Source organism: Stenotrophomonas sp. Steno-C18, assembly GCF_056393195.1.
Window position 1 is genome coordinate 66556 of record NZ_JBWJOX010000007.1, and the last position, 18015, is coordinate 84570.

Genomic DNA, 18015 nt, shown 5'->3' on the forward strand with positions numbered 1-18015 from the left:
ATTGGTTATGAAACCTGTCCGATAATGGCGCCGGGTTGTCCTGGCGATGACCCGTGTGCAGCGCAGCAGGGACGGCACGCGGCCGTGGACATGTGTTCGGCATGTCCGCGCCTTGCCCACCCTTGCCCTTCCGCAGCCACTGCAGGGGACAGGGACGACTCAGCTGCAGGTCTTCATCCGCCGCTCGGCGTCCCAGAGCGCACGCCTTGCCATGTCATAGGCGCTGTCAGCGGCGCTCGGCAGGCTGTGTTCGGCCTCCACCGGATCGGCACCGTTGTTGAAGCGGTACTCCACCCGCTGCAGCGCATCCAGGTGCGCCAGCACCGGCGCCATCCAGCGCGTGCGCTGCTCGGCACTGCAGCGCGGGTAGCGCCGTTCCAGATCACCCACCGCGACGCGGATGCGACGACTCGCTTCGCCCTTCAGGTCGGGCGCCTTCTCGAAGCGGATCGGCGCTGCCTTGTAGGCGTCGCCGGTGGCTTCGCTGCCCAGGTCGGCCTTCTGCTCATGCAGGTTGGGGTTGAAGGCCACCGGCGGCGGGCGACGGGCCTGCGCCGGCTGCACGTCGCGCCCATGCACCACGCGCGCGGCCATCGCGTACGGGGACTCCCCGGGCTTCTTGCTGTCCTCGAACATCTTCGCCACCGCCCCTTCCAGCGGCCGCTCGCCCACGCCGCTGGCCAGCGCGTCGCGGTGCTCGAACACCTGCTCGGTCGCACTCTTCTGCCGGGCCGTCGACGCCTCCGGCATGGCCAGCGTGCCGTCCTTTCCATACAGCCGCTGCGACCAGCTGGCGGCCGGGATGGCCGCGGTCGCGACGGGCGCAGGGGTGGGCGTAGCCGGCGCGGTCACCGCGACCGGCCGCTCGGCCGGCCCGGTGCGGGCAACCACGACGGGCGCGGCGCTCCGTGCAGGCACGGGGGCCACGATCAGCGGCGCGGGCAAGGTCCCTTCCGCGGCCAGCCAGCGCAGCTGAATCCGCGTCTCGCGCCGTACCGGCGTGGCTTCGGGCATCTGCAGCAACAGCCGCGCCAGCGTGGAGAGGAAAGCCAACGCAACCGCGACCGCCGCAACGCGGTTCCACAATGGCTCGGGCGAGGCCTGATAACGCATGCATCTCCATCAAGGGGGTGAATCCGCGGGACGACGACCGGCCCGCCATCGCGGGGCCGTGGCAAGCACAGACCGGGCGTGGCACGGCGAGTTCCATGATTGTGCCGGGCGAATGTGTGAACCTATGGCAATGGGCTGAGCGTTCATTCAGCCAGCCATCGTTCGTTGCCTGTCCTTCCAAGGAGTTGTTCCGTGACTACCGCAGCATCGCCGAACCTGGATGAAAGCATCGCCAAGCAGCTGTTCTTCGGCCATATCGCCGAGGACACGCTGTTCCCCTATCCGCAGATTCGCGAACGTGACCGCGAGATGCTCGGCGCGATGACCGATGCCATCGACCAGTTCCTGGGGGAGAAGACCGCCGAGCTGCGCCAGTACGACCGCGATGCCGAACAACCGCCAGCGTTCATCCAGGCCCTGCGCGACATGGGCCTGTTCGGGCTGATCATTCCCGAGGAATATGGCGGCATGGAGCTGTCCAATGGCGCCTATGCACGCGTGCTGGGCCAGACCAGCAGCCATGACAGCTCGGTTTCGCTCACCGTCGGCGCACACAGCTCGATCGGCATGAAGGGCCTGCTGCTGTTCGGCAACGATGAACAGAAGCAGCGCTACCTGCCGAAGCTGGCCAGCGGCGAGATGATCGCCGCGTTCTGCCTGACCGAATCCGGCGCCGGCTCCGACGCGGCGGCCATCCGCACCAAGGCCACCCGCAACGACGACGGCACCTGGACGCTCAACGGCGAAAAGATCTGGATCACCAACGGCGGCATCGCCGATTTCTACACGGTGTTCGCGCGTACCGACACGCCCGAAGGCAAGGTCACCGCGTTCATCGTCGAGGCCGGGTGGGAGGGCGTCAGCCACGGCCCGCACGAGGACAAGATGGGCATCCGTGCCTCATCCACCACCACCGTCGCCTTCAACGAGGTGCGCGTACCGGCCGCCAACGTGCTGGGCCCGGTCGGCAAGGGCTTCAAGGTGGCGATGAACATCCTCAACAGCGGCCGCACCGGCCTGGGCGGTGGCGCGGTGGGCGGCATGCGGGCGCTGATCCGCATGGCCTGTGCGCAGGCCAGCGAACGCAGGCAGTTCGGCCAGCCCATCGCCGAGTTCGGACTGGTGCGCGAGAAGATCGCGCAGATGACCGCCGACTGCTTCGCCGCCGAAAGCACGGTGTGGATGGTGGCGCACCTGATCGACAGCGGCCGCACCGACTACTCGGTGGAAGCGGCGATGAGCAAGGTGTTCGCCAGCGAGGCCGTGCAGCGCTGCTGCTACGAGGCATTGCAGATCGCCGCCGGCAACGGCTTCATGCGCGAGCTGCCGTACGAACAGATGACCCGCGACACGCGCATCCTGTCCATCTTCGAAGGCACCAACGAGATCCTGCGCCTGTACGTGGCGCTCAATGGCCTGAAGGGCGTGGGCGCGACGCTGGCCGAGCTGCAAAGCGCGGTGGGCGGCATCTTCAATGACCCGATCAAGGGCTTCGGCGTGCTCGGCGACTACGCCGGGCGGCGCGTGCGCGAGGCCACCGGCTACGGCACCGGGCGCATCCGCGCACCGCTGGACGATGCGCTGCGCCCGTTGGCGCGCCTGTGCGAAAAGTACGCGGTGGAACTGTCCAAGGCCTCCGACCGCCTGCTGCGCAAGCACGGCAAGCAGATCGCCGACCAGCAGCATGCGCAGAAGCGAGTGGCCGATGTCGCCATCGACCTGTTCGTCGGCCTGTGCGTGCTGTCACGCGTGGAAAGCCTGATCCAGGCAAAGCACCCGGCGGCGGATGATGCGGTCCGGATCGCCCGCCTGTTCGCCCGCCAGGCGCGCCGTCGCATGGCCCGCAACATCCGTGGTCTGGAACGCAACGAGGACGAGATCATCGAATCCCTGGCCGCCTCGGTGCTGGAGCGCGGCGGCTATGCGTGGGACGTGATGTAAACCCACGCCCGCAGGAGCGGCCTTGGCCGCTCCTGCGATGTTCGCCGGTCAGCGCCCTGCCGGTGCATCCTCCAGCGCCACTGCTCCTTCGCGCAGCATCCGCCGCAACAACATCCGTCCCTGGCGGTCCAGGCCGTGCACGCGTGGCTTCACGCCGTGGTGGCGATAGCGGCTCACCACTTTCTCCAGTGCCGCCACGGCGGTGATGTCCCACAGCTGCGCGCGCGACAGGTCGATCACCACCGTGCGCCCCTGCGCGGCACGCGGATCGAACGCATCGATGAACGCGTCGGCCGAGGCGAAGAACACCTGCCCACGCACCGTGTAGCGCAGGCCACCATCGGCGGCGTCGCCCACTTCCACGTGCAGCAGTCGCGCCACCTTCAGCGCGAAGAACACGCCGCTCAGCAGCACCCCAACGCCGACGCCCGCGGCCAGGTTGTGCGTGCCCAGCGTCACCACCACCGTCGCCAGCATCACCACGCCGGACAGGCGCGGGTGGCGCAGCAACGCGCCCAGGCTGGACCAGTCGAAGGTGGACACGCTGACCATCACCATGATCGCCACCAGCGCGATCACCGGCACCTGCGCCACCCATGGCTTGAGCAGCACCATCAGCACCAGCAGGAACACGCCGGCAAACAGCGTGGACAGCCGGCCACGACCGCCATACTTCACGTTGCCCACGGTCTGCCCGATCATGCCGCAGCCGGCGATGCCGCCGAACAGGCTGGTGGCAATGTTGGCGATACCCAGGCCAGTGCATTCGCGGTTCTTGGAACTGGGCGTGTCGGTCAGCTCATCGACCACACGCGCGGTCATCATTGATTCCAACAGTCCGACCATGGCGATCGCCAGCGCCGGCATGGCGATGATCCGCAGCGTCTGCAGGTCCAGCGGCAACTGCGGCAATCCCATCCAGTGCGGCAGCGATTCGGGCAACCGGCCAAGGTCCGCCACCGTCGGCAGGTCCAGCTTCAACCACGCCGACAGCCCACTGAGCACCACGATGCAGATCAGCGGCGAGGGAATCGCGCGCACACCGGGCAACGGCAGCCGCGGCAGCCCGTAGATCACCAGCAGGCCCAGCGCCAGCATCGCCCAGGTCGCGGTGGTGGCGCCCTGCAACTGCGGCAGCTGCGCGGAGAAGATCAGGATCGCCAGTGCATTGACGAAGCCGGTACGCACCGAGCTGCTGACAAAGCGCATCAGCACGCCCAGCCGCAACACCCCGAACAGCACCTGCATCACACCGGCCAGGAGACCGGCGGCGAACAAATACGGCAGGCCATGCGCACTCACCAGCGGTGCGGCCACCAGCGCCACCGAGCCGGCCGCGGCGGTGATCATCGCCGGCCGGCCGCCGAACACGGCGATCACGATGCTCAGCACGAACGAGGCGAACAGGCCCACCTGCGGGTCCACACCGGCCACGAACGAGAAGGCGATGACCTCGGGGATCAGCGCGAAGGTGGCCACGGCACCGGCCAGCATTTCACGCAGGGGATGGGCGCGCCATTGCGCCAGTTCGGTAGACAGGAAGGACATGCGGGCAAGCCGCCCTGCATGGCAGAGGCGGCGGGATCCAGGGGGAACAGGCCGCGAATTATGCCTGCTGCCATCAACCATCGTGGGTCGCGGTGAGTTCCCGGCAGACCGTGCACATCCGAAATCACCCCTCCCCAGCCCTCCCCTTCGCTGCGCGAAAGGGAGGGGGCGGAAGCGAGTTGCCCGCACTCTGGCCGATCACGCAGGGCCACTCCCTCCCTTTCGCGCAGCGAAGGGGAGGGCTGGGGAGGGGTGCCGTTCACGCCAACCCGAGCCCCCCCATTGCCCCCTGCGGTAGCATTCCCTCCCTCGCACCACGCCTCACCCCAATGCCCCACTACACCGGCCCCCTGCTCACCCGCCCGCTGCTCGACCAGCTGCAGACCGCACTGAAGAAAGGGGCCAGCGAAGCGACCGCCTCGTTCGACCTGGGCCGCAGCCAGGACCCGGTGGGCCTCTCTCCCGACGGCTGGCAATGGCGCGGCCAGGCCTTCCCCTGGCCGGCCAAGCTCAAGGACCGCACGCTCTACTACTGGGACGGCGAGGAATTCAGCCCGGCTTCGCGTTTCGGCAGCGGCCTGTACAAGCTGGTGCCCACCGACTGGGGCGTGCCCACCTTCGAGATCGACGGCATCAAGATGCTGGTCAGCGCCCAGCTCTCGCCGATGGACGATGCGCGCCGCAAGGTGGCGCTGGTCGAACCGCGCGGCAAGCGCGTGCTCGATACCTGTGGCGGCATGGGTTACTTCGCCGCCTGCTGCCTGGACGACGGCGTGGCCGCCATCCACTCGTTCGAGAAGAGCCCGGAAGTGCTGTGGATGCGCACCCTGAACCCATGGTCGCCCGACCCGGACAGTCCCCTGGCCGGTGGGCGCCTGCAACTGGTGCACGGCGATGTCTCGCAGCAGGTCGCCACGCTTGGCGACGCCTCGTTCGATGCCATCCTGCACGACCCACCACGCTTCGGCATCGCCGGCGAGCTGTACTCGCAGGTGTTCTACGACCAGCTCGCGCGCGTGCTGCGCACCGGCGGGCGGCTGTTCCACTACACCGGCGCACCGAACAAGCTCACCAGCGGCCGTGACGTTCCGCGCGAAGTGGCCACGCGCCTGCAGAAAGCCGGCTTCAAGGCCGAACTGGCGCTGGACGGCGTGTTCGCGATCCGCCGCTGAGCCGCAGGAGCAGTCCCGGCCGCGATGCCGGGCTGCCTGAATGCGCACATGCAGTGGCGCGCATCGTCGCGCATGCAAACCGCGTCCGTTCCGCGAGCGGGGACGCGCCTACCCACGGGTGTTTCACATCCGGCGCGCGACACTGGGCGCTCCGAAGCGGAGGCAGCCCATGGCAACCGAAACCGTTCGCGGCACCACCGTCACCCTCCATTTCGACGGCAGCCGGTGCATCCACTCCCGCAACTGCGTGCTCAGCCACCCCGATGTCTTCGTGCCCAACGTGGCGGGGGAATGGATCCACCCCGATGCGGTCAGCGCCGAGGAAGTGGAACTGATCGCCCGCAACTGCCCTTCCGGTGCCATCCGCTACGAATTCAATGACGGCAGCCATGCCGAACCGGCGCCCGTGGTCAACCTGGTGCACGTGCGCGAGAACGGCCCGTTGGCCTTCAATGCACCGCTGCGCATCGCCGGCCAGGATGAGGGCATGCGCGCCACGCTATGCCGCTGCGGTGCGTCGGAGAACAAGCCCTTCTGCGACCACCGCCACGTCGACTGCGGCTTCACCGCCACCGGCGAGCCGGCGGAACGGAAGTCCGAAGCCCTGGCCCAGCGCGACGGCCTGCTGCAGGTCATGCCAACCCGCGACGGTCCGCTGCATGTCGTCGGCAACCTGGAAGTGGTCAGCGGCACCGGCCGCACCCTCGACCGCGTCACCGAAACCTGGCTGTGTCGCTGCGGCCATTCCGCCAACAAGCCGTTCTGCGATGGCTCGCATCGCAAGGTCGGCTTCACCGCGGACGGCGAGTAGACGGGAGTTCCCGCATGCGTGCACTGCAGCTACGACTCACTGCCGATGAAGGCGTTGCCCAAGCCATGCTGGACATGCTCAAGGGCATGGACGACGTGGCATGGGCCGAGGACGCCGCCGACCTGCTTCCCGACGTCACCGACCAGGACAGCAGCTCCGCCGGCCTGAGCGACAACCAGGGCCCGGGCAATCACCTGATCCGGGTCGAGGTCGCCAGTGACAGCGCCACCGAACGGGTCATCGATGCGCTCCAGGCGCTGGCCGAACGGCTCGGTGCGGTGCTGGAGATCGATCCGGACACGGCGGACTGACGTCCCGCCGTCGCGTCGCACCGCACCGCGACGACGGCACCGACGCTTGCGGCATGCAGCGCGCACATAAGCGGCTTCATGCATCGTCCGGTCAGTCCATCCCGAAATCCCCGCCCACTCACCATTACTCACCGGGCAGGTGAAAGTGCGTGCGTGCAAAGCGCAATTCCGATCAATAGATTTAGGCACCAGATCACAATCATCCTGCCTTGCGAGGCTTGCGCAACCACGCCGGTTGCCACCTCAGACATACGCATATGTTCGTATATTCCGTGAGATCCGAGGGAAGCTCGACCCATCCCGTGATGCACCTGACGGACTGGCCCGAGATCTACTCGGCCAATGCGAGCCATCTGGAACGGAGCCTCGGCGTGGCGCTGAGGACGGAGATACGCAGGAAATTCCAGGCCGGCGCTCCCGTCCCGTTGCCGCGGAGCAAGCCCAGCAATGGCGTCAACATCCATCTCTCGGCCAGCGAATCACTCAAGGTGCTGGTGCACAACGAGCTGGTGAAGAACCGGATGAGCCACGAGGCGCTGGCCAGGTCGCTGCGCATGCCGCCCCCTTCTCTCGCGCGCGCACTGGACCTGGAACAGCCGGTGGACGTGGACCTGCTCTCGAGCATGGTCGCGGCCGTGGGCAAGCGACTCATCGCCTACATTTCCTAGGCCGGCGGCCGCGTCAGCGCCCGCTTTCCGCCTCCGCCTCGGCCAGCTCCGCCAGCGCGTCGGCGAAGCACAGGGAAATCGTCGTTCCCACACCCGCCTGGCTTTCCGCGTTCACGCTGCCCCCGGTCCGCTGGACCAGGTCGCGCACGACCGACAGACCCAGTCCGCTTCCCTGTCCACGCGGCTTGGTGGTGAAGAACGGCTCGAAGGCATGTGCCAGCACGTCACCCGCCATGCCCGCCCCGGTGTCGGCAAGGTCCAGCACCAGCCGGTCGCCATCCCGGCGTGCCCGCAGCAAGAAGCGACCGCCACCGGGCATGGCATGGTCCGCGTTCGCGGCCACGTTCAGCACCATCAGGTCGAACTGCATCCGGTCGAAGAACAGCGCCGGCAGGTCCGCGCCAAGGACGACATCAACCTTCACGTCCGGGCCCATCAACTGCCGGATCATCGGCACCAGCGCCTTCAACGCCTCGCCCGGGTCGAACCACTCCTCCACGCCGTCTTCGGCGCGGGCAAGCGACAGCAACCGGCGTGTGAGCAGGTTGGCCCGGTTCACCGCCGAATCAACGCCCACCAGTGATTCCCGCATGTGCGCCGCATCGCCGGCACGCAGCCCGCTGCGCACGTACCCGCCCGCCACCGCCAGGACGTTGCCGAAGTCATGCGCGACGCCGCTGGCGAGCCGGCCCACGGCTTCCATCTTCTGCGCCTGGACCAGCTGCGCGAACGTGCGCTCACGTTCGGCCATTTCCTCGGTCAAGCGCCGGTTGGCCACGTCCAGCGCATCACCACGTGCCCGTGCCTCGCGCAGGCTCTCGCGCAGCGCGACCGAGCTGCGGTCCAGCACCACGGCAATCATCAGGAAGATGGCGGTGCTGAAGGCGGCATCGCCGAGAAGCTCGACCGCCTGGCCCTGCGTGTCGATGTCCACGGCGATTCCCAGCCCGAAGGCCGCGGCGATGCAGAGGAACATCAACCACAACGCCATGCGCCCCACGGCCAGTGCCGCGATCGCCATCCAGATGGCCAGCACCGGCTGCTCGAACCGCTGCCCGCCGAAGCCGGCAACCAGGTAGGCGGGAATCACGGTCGCGGCGAACACCGCCAGCAACGCATGGGAGGCTGCCCTGAACTTCCCCTTGCGCACCAGCACCAGGCTCAGCGCGGAGATGGCGCTGACCGACAGGCCGAACACCATGCCGGTGACTTCGCCCGGCCGCCACGGGATATCCACCAGCAACGCCCGGTAGCACCAGGCGGCCGTCGGGAGCACCGCCAGCAGGAAGGAAACCAACTGGAGCATCGGCGCATTGCGCCGGTCCACCGGATCGGCGACCGGCACGTCCCGCACCCAATGCAGCATCGACCGCCACCGCTGCAGGCCCCGGGCCAATACGCTCCCAGGCACCGCCACGATCTTGTCTTCCACCTGCCTGCTCTCCCCGGAATACCGATCTGTCGGCTGCCCAAGCGGCCAGCCCCTGCTCCCCCGGGGCCATCATATCGGCTGCCCCGGGGTTACAGCAGCAACAGGTAACCGATGCCGCGCACCGTGGTCAGCGGCAGCTCGCAGCCGGTGCCGGCGAGCACCTTGCGGCGGAGGCGATGGATCAGCATCTCCAGCCGGTGCAGGTCGAAATCGTCTTCATCCTGGCTCAGGTGCCCGATGACCGCTTCCCGCGACACCACCCCGCCCCCCGCCTCCGCCAGCAACGCCAGGAACAGCCGCTCGGCCCGGGACAGGGCCACATCGTCACCGGCAGGCGTGGCGATGCGCCAGCCCTGTGCGGTCAAGCGCCATCCCGCTGCATCCGGCGCCGGCATTGCCACGGTGGAGGCGCCGCGCCGCATGACGCTGCGTATCGTCGCGGCAAGCACATCCACGCCGACCGGCTTGGAAAGATAGGCGTCGGCACCCTGCTCCAACCCGTGGACGTGGTCATCGGCACCGCCTCGCCCGGTCAGCATGATGATGGCGGCATTGCCCAGCCTGCGCAGGTGCTGCACCACCGCGAAGCCACTCTCATCGGGAAGGCCGACATCCACGACGAACACATCGTAGGAGCGCAGACTCAGTGCCCGGTACAAGGCCAGCGCACTGCCCACGCCCTCGACCTCGAACCCTTCCCGCTCCAGTCCTGGAAGGAGGATCTTCCCGCGCAGCTCCTCCTCATCCTCCAGCACCATCACCGACCAGCCGTTCGTTTCCCGCTGCATATCTTCCCTTTGCTGCAACCGTGCGAATGGCTGCGCCTGAGCCGCAAGCATTCTTCTTCCAACAGCCCCGAACGAGGCAGTGCCTTCCCCCGGCAGCAGCTTCGTTGCTCGTCGTGCCCATGATCAAGCTGGCTTCGCTGGCTTGAGCTTCACACACCTGCCCGGAATCCAACGATCTGCGCCTGTGCGTCAGGCTTTCTCTCTCCGCGTTTCCCGCCTCGGGGCCGACTGCCGGGAAAGAGCCTGAATGCGAAATTCCGCGCACATCCTGCAGTCAACTGCGCCCTTCACCCCAAATTTCCGACAGACGATCAACGGAGATGATCGTAACCGGCGACGTGCCCACGCCTCGTATAATTTCAAAAACTCTCTTCAATATTTCATTTTTGCGTATTCATATTTGTAGTTTATTTCACTCCGCATTTCGATGACCAAAACTGAATCCTCCATTACAGTCCGGTAGCTTCGTTCAACTTAGGTGCATCTGTAACGATTCAGCCGTTTCTCGGTCATTTCCGGGCGAAGCGCATTCTTGAGTAGGAGAGAGAGAACCCTAATGAAGACAGTTAAAGTACTGACCCGTTCCGCTCTTGCCGTTGCCCTGATGGGCGCGGTGATGAGCTTCGGTGCAAACGCGCAGTCCACCTCCGGCGCCATCAGCGGTTCGGCGGATGCTGGAAGCACGATCGTTATCGAAAGCACCACGGGCCTCTCGCGCACCGTGGTGGTCGATGCCAACGGTCGCTACAACGTTGGCAGCCTGCCGGTGGGCAGCTACACCGTGAAACAGGTCAAGGACGGCGCAACCGTCGGCACCCGCAACATCACCGTTGCCGTGTCCTCCACCACGGACGCTTCGTTCGACGCCACGACGCTGGCCGCCATCGAAGTGGTGGGTTCGCGCATGCAGCCTATCGACGTGACCCAGGTCGACTCACGCATGGTCATCACTGCCGAGCAGTTGGCCAAGCTGCCCATCGCGCGCAGCGCCGACGCCATCGCGCAGTTGGCTCCGGGCGTCATCCAGGGTTCCAGCGACTTCGTGAACGCCTCGAACGGCCAGCGCCTGTCATCGTTCGGCGGTGCCTCCATCTCGGAGAACGCTTACTACATCAACGGCATGAACGTTACCGACCCGCTGAAGGGCTTCGGTGGCATCGAACTGCCCTACGGCTCGATCGAGCAGCAGGAAGTGCTGACCGGCGGCTACGGCGCTGCCTACGGCCGCACCACGGGCGGCGTGATCAGCCAGATCGGTAAGCGCGGTACGAATGAATGGAAATTCGGCGGCCAGCTGCAGTGGACCCCCGAATGGGGCAAGGGCGCGCCGCGCAACACGTACTACTCCGACGCACTTCCGGGCGACGTGGGCAGCAAGGACCTGTACCAGTACCGCGAGGACAACGTGGGCTGGTCGACGGTGCAGAGTGCCTATGTCGGTGGCCCGATCATCCAGGACAAACTGTATGTCTTCGCGTCGGTGGAAGGCGCCCGCTCCGAGGATTCGCTGGTAGGCACGAAGTCCTCGTCCTCCCAGATCTCCGAGCGCACGTTCAAGGACCCGAAGTGGTACGCCAAGGTCGACTGGAACATCACCAACGACCACGTGATGGAGCTCACCGCAGCGTCAACGGAGCACAAGTTCTCCGCCAACAACTACCAGTACGACTACGGCACCTTCCGCCGCGGTGACTACCTCGGCAAGGCGACTGCAACCGACACCAAGGCATTGATGTGGATCGGCAAGTACACCGGCTACCTGACTGACAACCTGACCGTCAGTGCCCAATATGGCGAGCAGACGACGGACCTGAAGTCCAATCCGGACAACAAGTACTCCAACCTGATCCCGGTCGGTGGCAGCGCGAACCAGAACCCGGCCTTGAACGGCGGCGTTCCGATCACCAATGCCAACAAGCTGGCGCAGCTCTCCGACCCCAAGCATCAGACCTTCGGCGCGAACTATCGCCTGGACGTCACCTACCATCTTGGCGATCACGCCATCACTGCCGGTATTGACAACCAGCGGACCGAAGACCGCAATGACAGCACCATCATGGCACCGGATGCCGGGTTCTATTGGCTGTACGGCCGCAAGGCCAATCCGATGACCGACATCAGCGAAGGTGAAGTCGACGCGCCCGGCAAGTATCCGGGCGGTGAAGGTGGCTACTTCGTTTCCAAGTACATCCAGGAAACCCTTGCCTCGGTCAAGGTCACGCAGCGTGCCCAGTACATCGAGGACAACTGGCAGGTCAACGACCGCTGGCTGGTGAAGCTGGGTCTGCGCAATGACCAGTTCATCAACTACAACCCGGAAGGCCAGGCCTACATCAAGCAGACCAAGCCGCAGTGGGCGCCGCGACTGGGCTTCGCCTGGGACGTCAATGGCGATGGTACGTTCAAGGTGTACGGCAATGCCGGACGCTACTACCTCGCGCTGCCGACCTCGCTGGCCGCACGTGGTGCCGCGGGCTCGATCTATACCAACGAGTACTACACCTACACGGGCATCGATGCGAACGGTAACCCGACCGGCCTGACCCCGATCGACACCATCAACGGCCCCGGCGTGCCCTACTCGGCCAACCGCGAGTACGGCCAATCCCCGGATCCGAAGACGGTCACCGCGAAGAACCTCAAGGCGCAGTCCCAGGATGAGTTCATCGTTGGCTTCGACAAGGTCTTCAACGAGAGCTGGAACTACGGTGCCAAGCTGACGTACCGCAAGCTGAACAACGCCATCGACGACACCTGCTACATCGAGAAGTTCGAGGAAGTGGCTGCTGCCCAAGGCATCGATACCACTGGCCTGCGCGGCTGCTACTTCTTCAACCCCGGCGATACCGCGGTGTTCAACCTGCCCGATGGCAAGGGCGGCTACAGCGAGCTGACCCTCACCAACGCAGACCTCGGCTATCCGGCCGTGAAGCGTACCTACATGGCGTTGGATGCCTACATCGAGCACCCGTTCGACGGCAAGCTGTGGGGGCGCGTGACCTACACCTTTGCCCACAGCCGCGGCAACACGGAAGGCCAGGTGAAGTCCGACATCGGCCAGGGCGACATCTCGGCCACGCAGGACTGGGATTACCCGTACCTGATGGAATATGGCAGTGGTCGCCTTCCGAACGATCGGACCCACCAGCTCAAGGCAATGGGCATGTGGCAGATCAACCCGGAATGGAGCGTCAGCAGCACGCTGCAGATCATGAGCGGCACGCCCAACTCCTGCCAGGGTGCCTATGGTCCGGATGAAACCTATCCGGCCTACGCGGGCAACTACTACCACTGGTGTGGTGGCAAGCCGGCCAAGATGGGCGACGCCGGTGAAACGCCCTGGATCAAGAACCTCAACCTCAATGCCGAGTACCGTCCCTCCTTCGCCGACGGCAAGCTGGCCTTCTCCGTCGACGTGCTGAACGTGTTCAACGAACAGAAGGCTACCCGCCTGGATCCGGACTACAGCCCGGGCACTTACCGTCAGGTTCTGTCCTGGCAGGCCCCGCGTAGTGTGCGCCTTGGCGTGACGTACGACTTCTGATCCACCGCTGCAAAAGGAAGGGGGCGCGCAAGCGCCCCCTTCTGCTTCTTACCCCACATGAGTGACTCTGTTGCACCACGCATGTACCCGCGCCGATGGCATCCCCAGCGCAGCCTTCTCTCACCCCTCCTTGGGTGCTGGCACAACACGACACCTGGTGATCGGATACGCATCCACCCCAGTCATGCCCTGCAGGTCATACAGATCGCGCAGGCCATCCCCACATACGGTGTCAGGTGCAACGAACCAGTCAGAAGGACAACGCGTGTACGAGTGCGTGCCTACCTTTCAGGCACCGAGCCTCAGGCAATGATTCAAACCCCATGGCAGCATCATCCTTATGTACTTTCGGCGATGAAACAGGTTGTCGCAGTGCGCGTCGCGACAGAAATGCTGCATGAGCATTCATCTCGTCGCCGTTCATGGGCAGTGCGTGGATTCCACGGCAGCCTGCAATCAAACGCTGACACTTAATGAGATATTGGGAAGAATTTCATGTTGTAAGCTCGAAAGGCGCCAAGACTTGCCTCCGTGCTCGCGGCCTCTGGTTCATTTCGCGCGAACCCACTGACTGAGTCGATCACATGTCCAACCGCACACAGGTCAAGGAAGTTCTGATCGTCGAAGACGACATTGCGTTCCGCGAAGAAGTCCTGGCTCCCCGCCTCAACGACGCTGGCTTCAAGGTCCTGCGCGCGACCAACATCCGCGAGATGTATCGCGAGTTGCTCGTGAACGAACCTTCCCTGGTACTCATGGATGTCAGTCTCCCGGATGAAAGTGGCTTCAGTGCACTCAAGCACCTCAAGGGCGTGGCGAAGTACCCGATCATCATGATGGCCGATCACTACTCTCTGGATGAGCTGCTCCTGGGACTGGAGAATGGCGCCGATGCCTATCTGCCCAAGAGCATCGATGCCACAAGCCTGATCGCGACGCTGCACAGTTCCATCATTCGACACGGCCGGCTCGACTCGCACATCAACGTTGTTGACGAACAACACGCCGGTGCTCGGAATCCGGAGATGGAGTGGCATCTCGACCACATTTCATGGCACATGCTTTCCCCCAAGGGGGTCAGGATCTGGCTCAACTCCGCCGAACGAATCATCGTCCGGCACCTCTGGTCATCGCAGGGGAAACCCGTGCGACGCGAAGTCCTGATCGAATCCCTCACTGCCGACATGAAGGGCTTTGATCCCCACCGCCTTGAAGTCGTCATGCACCGGCTGCGCAAGAAGGTGTTCGATCTGGCAGGTGAACACCTGCCTGTTAAAACGCTGCGCAACATTGGTTATGCGATGTCACAGCACGATTGACGTCGGCGAGCATCGCCCCGCACCCGGGCTTCCGTGGGACACCACTGACTCAAGCGGCAGGATGGGCCGTGCCCTTCGACACAGCTCCAACTTTCCTGTTCCCGCGGCCAGCAAGACCTGCGCGTCATGTGAATGGCCGGAAACCGGGGCCCCAGGTCCGGGACTTCGATTCACGGCAATGTCACCGCACTGCCAGCACCAGATGTGCCCCGGATCTCCCAGCAACGCAGCCGGCCCACTTCGTCGGTTTCAGAACTCTGACGAGATCGGGGAGGATGCAGCCTCAGCATTTCGTACTGGACTGCACAGCGGAAGCATCAACGCACCAAAGCCCAGCCCATGCAATCAGCGCAGCTCGCGGCAGGCGACGTTGAAGTCGCCATGGTGGGCCCACCAGGATTCGAACCTGGAACCAAAGGATTATGAGTCCTCTGCTCTAACCGTTGAGCTATAGGCCCGTGGCAGGCATCACCCTGTCCCGCGATGACGGGAAGTATCGCCTTGCGTCGCTCCCCACGGCCGTTGCGCCGGGAAAGGACCGCTGCGAGCGAGGCATTGCCTCGTGATGCATGGCTGCGCATTTTTGCATACTCGACTGACATGCGCCTACGCGACAGGTGCGGCGATGTCCCGGCAGCTGCAGCGCGGTGGCATTCCCGCAGGATGCGGCCCTACATGCAGGTCCGGCATGCCTGCCCGCAATCCACTCAGCCCTGCCCTTGCGTCAGCAGCCGTCGCTGCTGCAACGCCCTCTGCCAGCGCGCCAGCGCGATGCCCAGCAGCATGGCGGGCAGGAACAGCTGCAGTTCGGGATTGCCGAAGGCCAGCCCGACGATGGCCGGCCCCGGGCAGTAGCCGGCAATGCCCCAGCCGATGCCGAACATCGCCGCGCCCAGCACCAGCGGTGTGTCGATGGCACTGGCGGCCGGCAGATGAAAGCGATCGGCCAGCAGCGGCGCCTTTTGACGCCTTGCCCAGCGATAGCCCGGGAGGGTGACCAGAACCGCCGTGCCCAGCACCAGCAGCAGGCTGGGGTCCCAGCCGCAGACCACGTCCAGGAAGGCCAGCACCTTGCGTGGATCGGTCATGCCCGCGATGGCCAGGCCCAGGCCAAAGAGCGTGCCCGACGCCAATGCGGATGCCCCGGCCCAGGATGCCCTGCTCATGCCGCCACTCCCATGCCGTAACGCAGCACCCAGGTACTGACGATGGCGAACCACAGGAAGGTCAGCGTCGCCACCAGCGAACGCGGCGACAGCCGTGCAAGGCCGCTCACGCCGTGGCCACTGGTGCAGCCATTGCCCAGCGTGGTGCCGTAGCCCACCAGCAGCCCGGCCAACAGCAGCAACCCGGCAGGCATGCCCTCGCGCACCTGCGGCACGCTGCCGCCGAGCAGCAGATGGACGCCACCACCCAGTACCAGACCCAGCAGGAACAGCAACCGTCCGCTACGCTCGGGGCCACTCAGGGCATGGCCGAGGATCCCGCTGACCCCCGCGATGCGGCCGTTCAGCCATAGCAGCAGCACTGCGGCGGTACCGATCAGGCTGCCTCCCACCACGGCCGATACCGGCGTGAACTGCACCATCGTCATTTCCTCCAGGCCCTCAGAACTTCCAGGCGTAGGCAACGCCCAGCAGGTTTTCGGCCAGCTTCAGGTCGGCTTCGCCGCCGCCGAAGCTGGCCGGTATCGCGCCACGGCCGTGCACCTGCCGCGACAGCGCGCGTGCAAGGTAGGCACTGAACTCGTTGCCGTCGCGCGTGGTCCAGGTCGCCCCCAGCGTCACGTGGTTCTCGACCACCGCCGGCGCGAGGATGTTGAAGAAGGTCTGCGCCTCGGGCACCGGCTGCCCGGCATGGCTGAAGCCGCCACGCACGGTGAGCTGCGGGGTGAGCACGTACTGCACGCCCAACTTGTAGACGGTGACGTCCTTCCAGCCGAATCCCGGCCCGTTTGGTGCGCCCAGCGGCTCGCCCTGCAACAGCGGTGCCAGCGGCTGCCCCACGGCGCGCACGTCGCTGTAGTTGATGCGCTGCACTTCGGCGGCGAGGGTGGCGCGGCCACTGGCGCGCACGGCAATGCCGATGCCGTAGTTCTCCGGGACGTCGAAGCTGCCATGGTCGGCGAACAGGCCCTTGTAGCGGTCGAAGGCACTGGCGCTGATCTTCGAGGACCACGTCGCGCCCACGGTGACGCTGTCGCCGAACTGTCCGTTCCACCCCACGCGCACGCCGGCACCGGTCGACGTGTCGGTACCGCGGTTGCTGACCTTGCCGGGTGTCTGCGAGAAGCCGTCGAAAAAGCCGATGCCCTTGGCCTCGAAGCGCTGGTACAGCAGGTTCACGCCGATGCCGATGGCGTGGTGCGGGTTGAGCTTCAACGCAAGCGAGGGCGTCAGGAAGAGCTGCTCCAGGTTCACACCGGCCCTGCCGGTACCGCCAAAGCGCGCATAGGGGTTCTGGCCGTAATCGGTGTTCATGCCGCCGTTGCCATACAGGGCGATGCCCCATGCAGAGCGCTCGCCCACTGCGTGCGTGTAGCCCACCTCGGGCAACACGAAATTCCTGCGCCCGTTGCCGTCGTAGTGCGTATCCGGCGCGATGGCATTGCCCACGATGTCCGCACTGCGCCGGGGCACGAACCAGGTCGCGCCCACATCCAGTCGGTTGCCGACCAACGCGGTGCCGGCGGGATTGGCAGCCGCCGCCAGGCCATCCTGCGGAAGGGCGATGCCAATACCGGCAATGCCGTTGGATTTGACGCTGTTGCCATGGGTGAAATAGCCATTGGTCGCCGATGCGAATGCCGGGGCAAGCAACGCCACGATGCCTGCGGTGAGACGAAGCGGAGCGGGAGCATGGACGTTCATGAGGACCTCGGGGGACAGGTGGCACGACGCCCGATGGCGTCGCTTGCCACCGACGCTAAACCCGCCGACCCCGTGCCTCCCCCGCTGCCTGATTGTTTGAATATTCCAAGCACTCATGTGCCGGCTTCGACGGGATGAAGCAGCACTGTGTGTTGCAACCGCGGATGTTCCGGAACGGCGCGCAGCGCTGCGTCCCTACGCATTCCGCCCTGGTTTTTCCGGTGATTCAGGCGATTTCGCTCCGAATGCAACGACGTCTGGAAGGCGCCTGCCACCTGCGCGCTGCGGGTCCACCGCGCATTCTCGATACGGCGAAACGGTGCGTTGCCGCAGCAGGGGCTGGAATGTTGCCGGGCAACCTGTCCTTGCCTGGCATGACACCCGCAAAGGCGCATCATCGCTGGCGATGCGGGTGCATACGGCGGATTTCCAGCGGGCATCGGGAATGCCGGGGCGCTTAAGTGTGCCCGTTGGTTATCGGGTACGGCATGTGGCCGC

14 protein-coding genes and 1 tRNA gene are annotated in these 18015 nt (G+C 65.5%); 7 read left to right on the plus strand and 8 right to left on the minus strand.

From position 1 onward, the window contains the following. Nucleotides 1-159: 159 nt before the first annotated feature. Nucleotides 160-1113: a hypothetical protein gene (locus AC06FE_RS14800; RefSeq protein WP_478073470.1), complete on the minus strand. Its 954-nt coding sequence runs from the start codon at nt 1111-1113 to the stop codon at nt 160-162. A 192-nt stretch (nt 1114-1305) separates the two neighbouring features. On the opposite strand from AC06FE_RS14800, the gene AC06FE_RS14805 reads away from it, so the two are divergent. Beyond that, a complete protein-coding gene (locus tag AC06FE_RS14805; RefSeq protein ID WP_192287805.1) occupies nt 1306-3054 on the plus strand; it encodes an acyl-CoA dehydrogenase family protein in 1749 nt (582 codons plus the stop codon). A 48-nt stretch (nt 3055-3102) separates the two neighbouring features. On the opposite strand, the gene AC06FE_RS14810 is transcribed toward AC06FE_RS14805, so the two are convergent. After that, nucleotides 3103-4602, minus strand: coding sequence for a SulP family inorganic anion transporter (locus AC06FE_RS14810; protein WP_478073471.1), 1500 nt, complete (start codon nt 4600-4602; stop codon nt 3103-3105). 329 nt (nt 4603-4931) lie between these two features. Between AC06FE_RS14810 and AC06FE_RS14815 the strand changes: the two genes are divergently transcribed. The 4 genes from AC06FE_RS14815 (at nt 4932) to AC06FE_RS14830 (ending at nt 7564) form a co-directional block, all read left to right on the plus strand. Then, nucleotides 4932-5774: a class I SAM-dependent methyltransferase gene (locus tag AC06FE_RS14815; protein ID WP_478073472.1), complete on the plus strand. Its 843-nt coding sequence runs from the start codon at nt 4932-4934 to the stop codon at nt 5772-5774. Nucleotides 5775-5943: 169 nt separating this feature from the next. Continuing rightward, nucleotides 5944-6585 carry a CDGSH iron-sulfur domain-containing protein gene (locus AC06FE_RS14820; protein WP_446539855.1) on the plus strand — a complete coding sequence of 214 codons (642 nt, stop codon included), beginning with the start codon at nt 5944-5946 and terminating at the stop codon, nt 6583-6585. Between the two features lie 14 nt (nt 6586-6599). Next, the gene (locus AC06FE_RS14825) at nt 6600-6896 is read left to right on the plus strand and encodes a hypothetical protein (protein ID WP_446539854.1); all 297 of its coding nucleotides are present in this window, start codon (nt 6600-6602) and stop codon (nt 6894-6896) included. A 302-nt stretch (nt 6897-7198) separates the two neighbouring features. Beyond that, the gene (locus AC06FE_RS14830) at nt 7199-7564 is read left to right on the plus strand and encodes a hypothetical protein (protein ID WP_478073473.1); all 366 of its coding nucleotides are present in this window, start codon (nt 7199-7201) and stop codon (nt 7562-7564) included. A 13-nt stretch (nt 7565-7577) separates the two neighbouring features. On the opposite strand, the gene AC06FE_RS14835 is transcribed toward AC06FE_RS14830, so the two are convergent. Together AC06FE_RS14835 and AC06FE_RS14840 are read right to left on the minus strand one after the other, a co-directional pair. Beyond that, nucleotides 7578-8996, minus strand: a complete 1419-nt coding sequence (locus tag AC06FE_RS14835; RefSeq protein ID WP_478073474.1) for a sensor histidine kinase — start codon at nt 8994-8996, stop codon at nt 7578-7580. 89 nt (nt 8997-9085) lie between these two features. Further along, nucleotides 9086-9835: a response regulator transcription factor gene (locus AC06FE_RS14840; protein ID WP_478073475.1), complete on the minus strand. Its 750-nt coding sequence runs from the start codon at nt 9833-9835 to the stop codon at nt 9086-9088. A 505-nt stretch (nt 9836-10340) separates the two neighbouring features. Between AC06FE_RS14840 and AC06FE_RS14845 the strand changes: the two genes are divergently transcribed. Next, nucleotides 10341-13328 (plus strand): TonB-dependent receptor, encoded by a 2988-nt coding sequence (locus AC06FE_RS14845; RefSeq protein ID WP_478073476.1) that lies wholly within the window; start codon nt 10341-10343, stop codon nt 13326-13328. Nucleotides 13329-13912: 584 nt separating this feature from the next. After that, nucleotides 13913-14647, plus strand: a complete 735-nt coding sequence (locus AC06FE_RS14850; RefSeq protein ID WP_478073477.1) for a response regulator transcription factor — start codon at nt 13913-13915, stop codon at nt 14645-14647. Nucleotides 14648-15029: 382 nt separating this feature from the next. Here AC06FE_RS14850 and AC06FE_RS14855 read toward each other — a convergent pair. The 4 genes from AC06FE_RS14855 to AC06FE_RS14870 form a co-directional block, all read right to left on the minus strand. Beyond that, a tRNA-Ile gene (locus AC06FE_RS14855) sits at nt 15030-15105 on the minus strand. A gap of 249 nt (nt 15106-15354) precedes the next feature. Continuing rightward, the gene (locus tag AC06FE_RS14860; protein ID WP_478073478.1) at nt 15355-15813 is read right to left on the minus strand and encodes a DUF6691 family protein; all 459 of its coding nucleotides are present in this window, start codon (nt 15811-15813) and stop codon (nt 15355-15357) included. Continuing rightward, entirely contained in the window at nt 15810-16235 is a 426-nt protein-coding gene (locus tag AC06FE_RS14865) for a YeeE/YedE family protein (RefSeq protein WP_478073479.1), read from the minus strand. The genes AC06FE_RS14860 and AC06FE_RS14865 overlap by 4 nt, the downstream gene beginning before the upstream one ends. 19 nt (nt 16236-16254) lie before the next feature. Next, nucleotides 16255-17517, minus strand: coding sequence for an OmpP1/FadL family transporter (locus tag AC06FE_RS14870; RefSeq protein ID WP_192287817.1), 1263 nt, complete (start codon nt 17515-17517; stop codon nt 16255-16257). Nucleotides 17518-18015: the final 498 nt, after the last annotated feature.

Bases quoted from the DNA above. Each gene is read 5' to 3' on its own strand.
- AC06FE_RS14800 (WP_478073470.1), bottom strand. From the start codon at position 1,113: ATGCGTTATCAGGCCTCGCCCGAGCCATTGTGGAACCGCGTTGCGGCG.
- AC06FE_RS14810 (WP_478073471.1), bottom strand. From the start codon at position 4,602: ATGTCCTTCCTGTCTACCGAACTGGCGCAATGGCGCGCCCATCCCCTG.
- AC06FE_RS14815 (WP_478073472.1), top strand. From the start codon at position 4,932: ATGCCCCACTACACCGGCCCCCTGCTCACCCGCCCGCTGCTCGACCAG.
- AC06FE_RS14820 (WP_446539855.1), top strand. From the start codon at position 5,944: ATGGCAACCGAAACCGTTCGCGGCACCACCGTCACCCTCCATTTCGAC.
- AC06FE_RS14825 (WP_446539854.1), top strand. From the start codon at position 6,600: ATGCGTGCACTGCAGCTACGACTCACTGCCGATGAAGGCGTTGCCCAA.
- AC06FE_RS14840 (WP_478073475.1), bottom strand. From the start codon at position 9,835: ATGCTTGCGGCTCAGGCGCAGCCATTCGCACGGTTGCAGCAAAGGGAA.
- AC06FE_RS14845 (WP_478073476.1), top strand. From the start codon at position 10,341: ATGAAGACAGTTAAAGTACTGACCCGTTCCGCTCTTGCCGTTGCCCTG.
- AC06FE_RS14850 (WP_478073477.1), top strand. From the start codon at position 13,913: ATGTCCAACCGCACACAGGTCAAGGAAGTTCTGATCGTCGAAGACGAC.
- AC06FE_RS14860 (WP_478073478.1), bottom strand. From the start codon at position 15,813: ATGAGCAGGGCATCCTGGGCCGGGGCATCCGCATTGGCGTCGGGCACG.
- AC06FE_RS14865 (WP_478073479.1), bottom strand. From the start codon at position 16,235: ATGGTGCAGTTCACGCCGGTATCGGCCGTGGTGGGAGGCAGCCTGATC.
- AC06FE_RS14870 (WP_192287817.1), bottom strand. From the start codon at position 17,517: ATGAACGTCCATGCTCCCGCTCCGCTTCGTCTCACCGCAGGCATCGTG.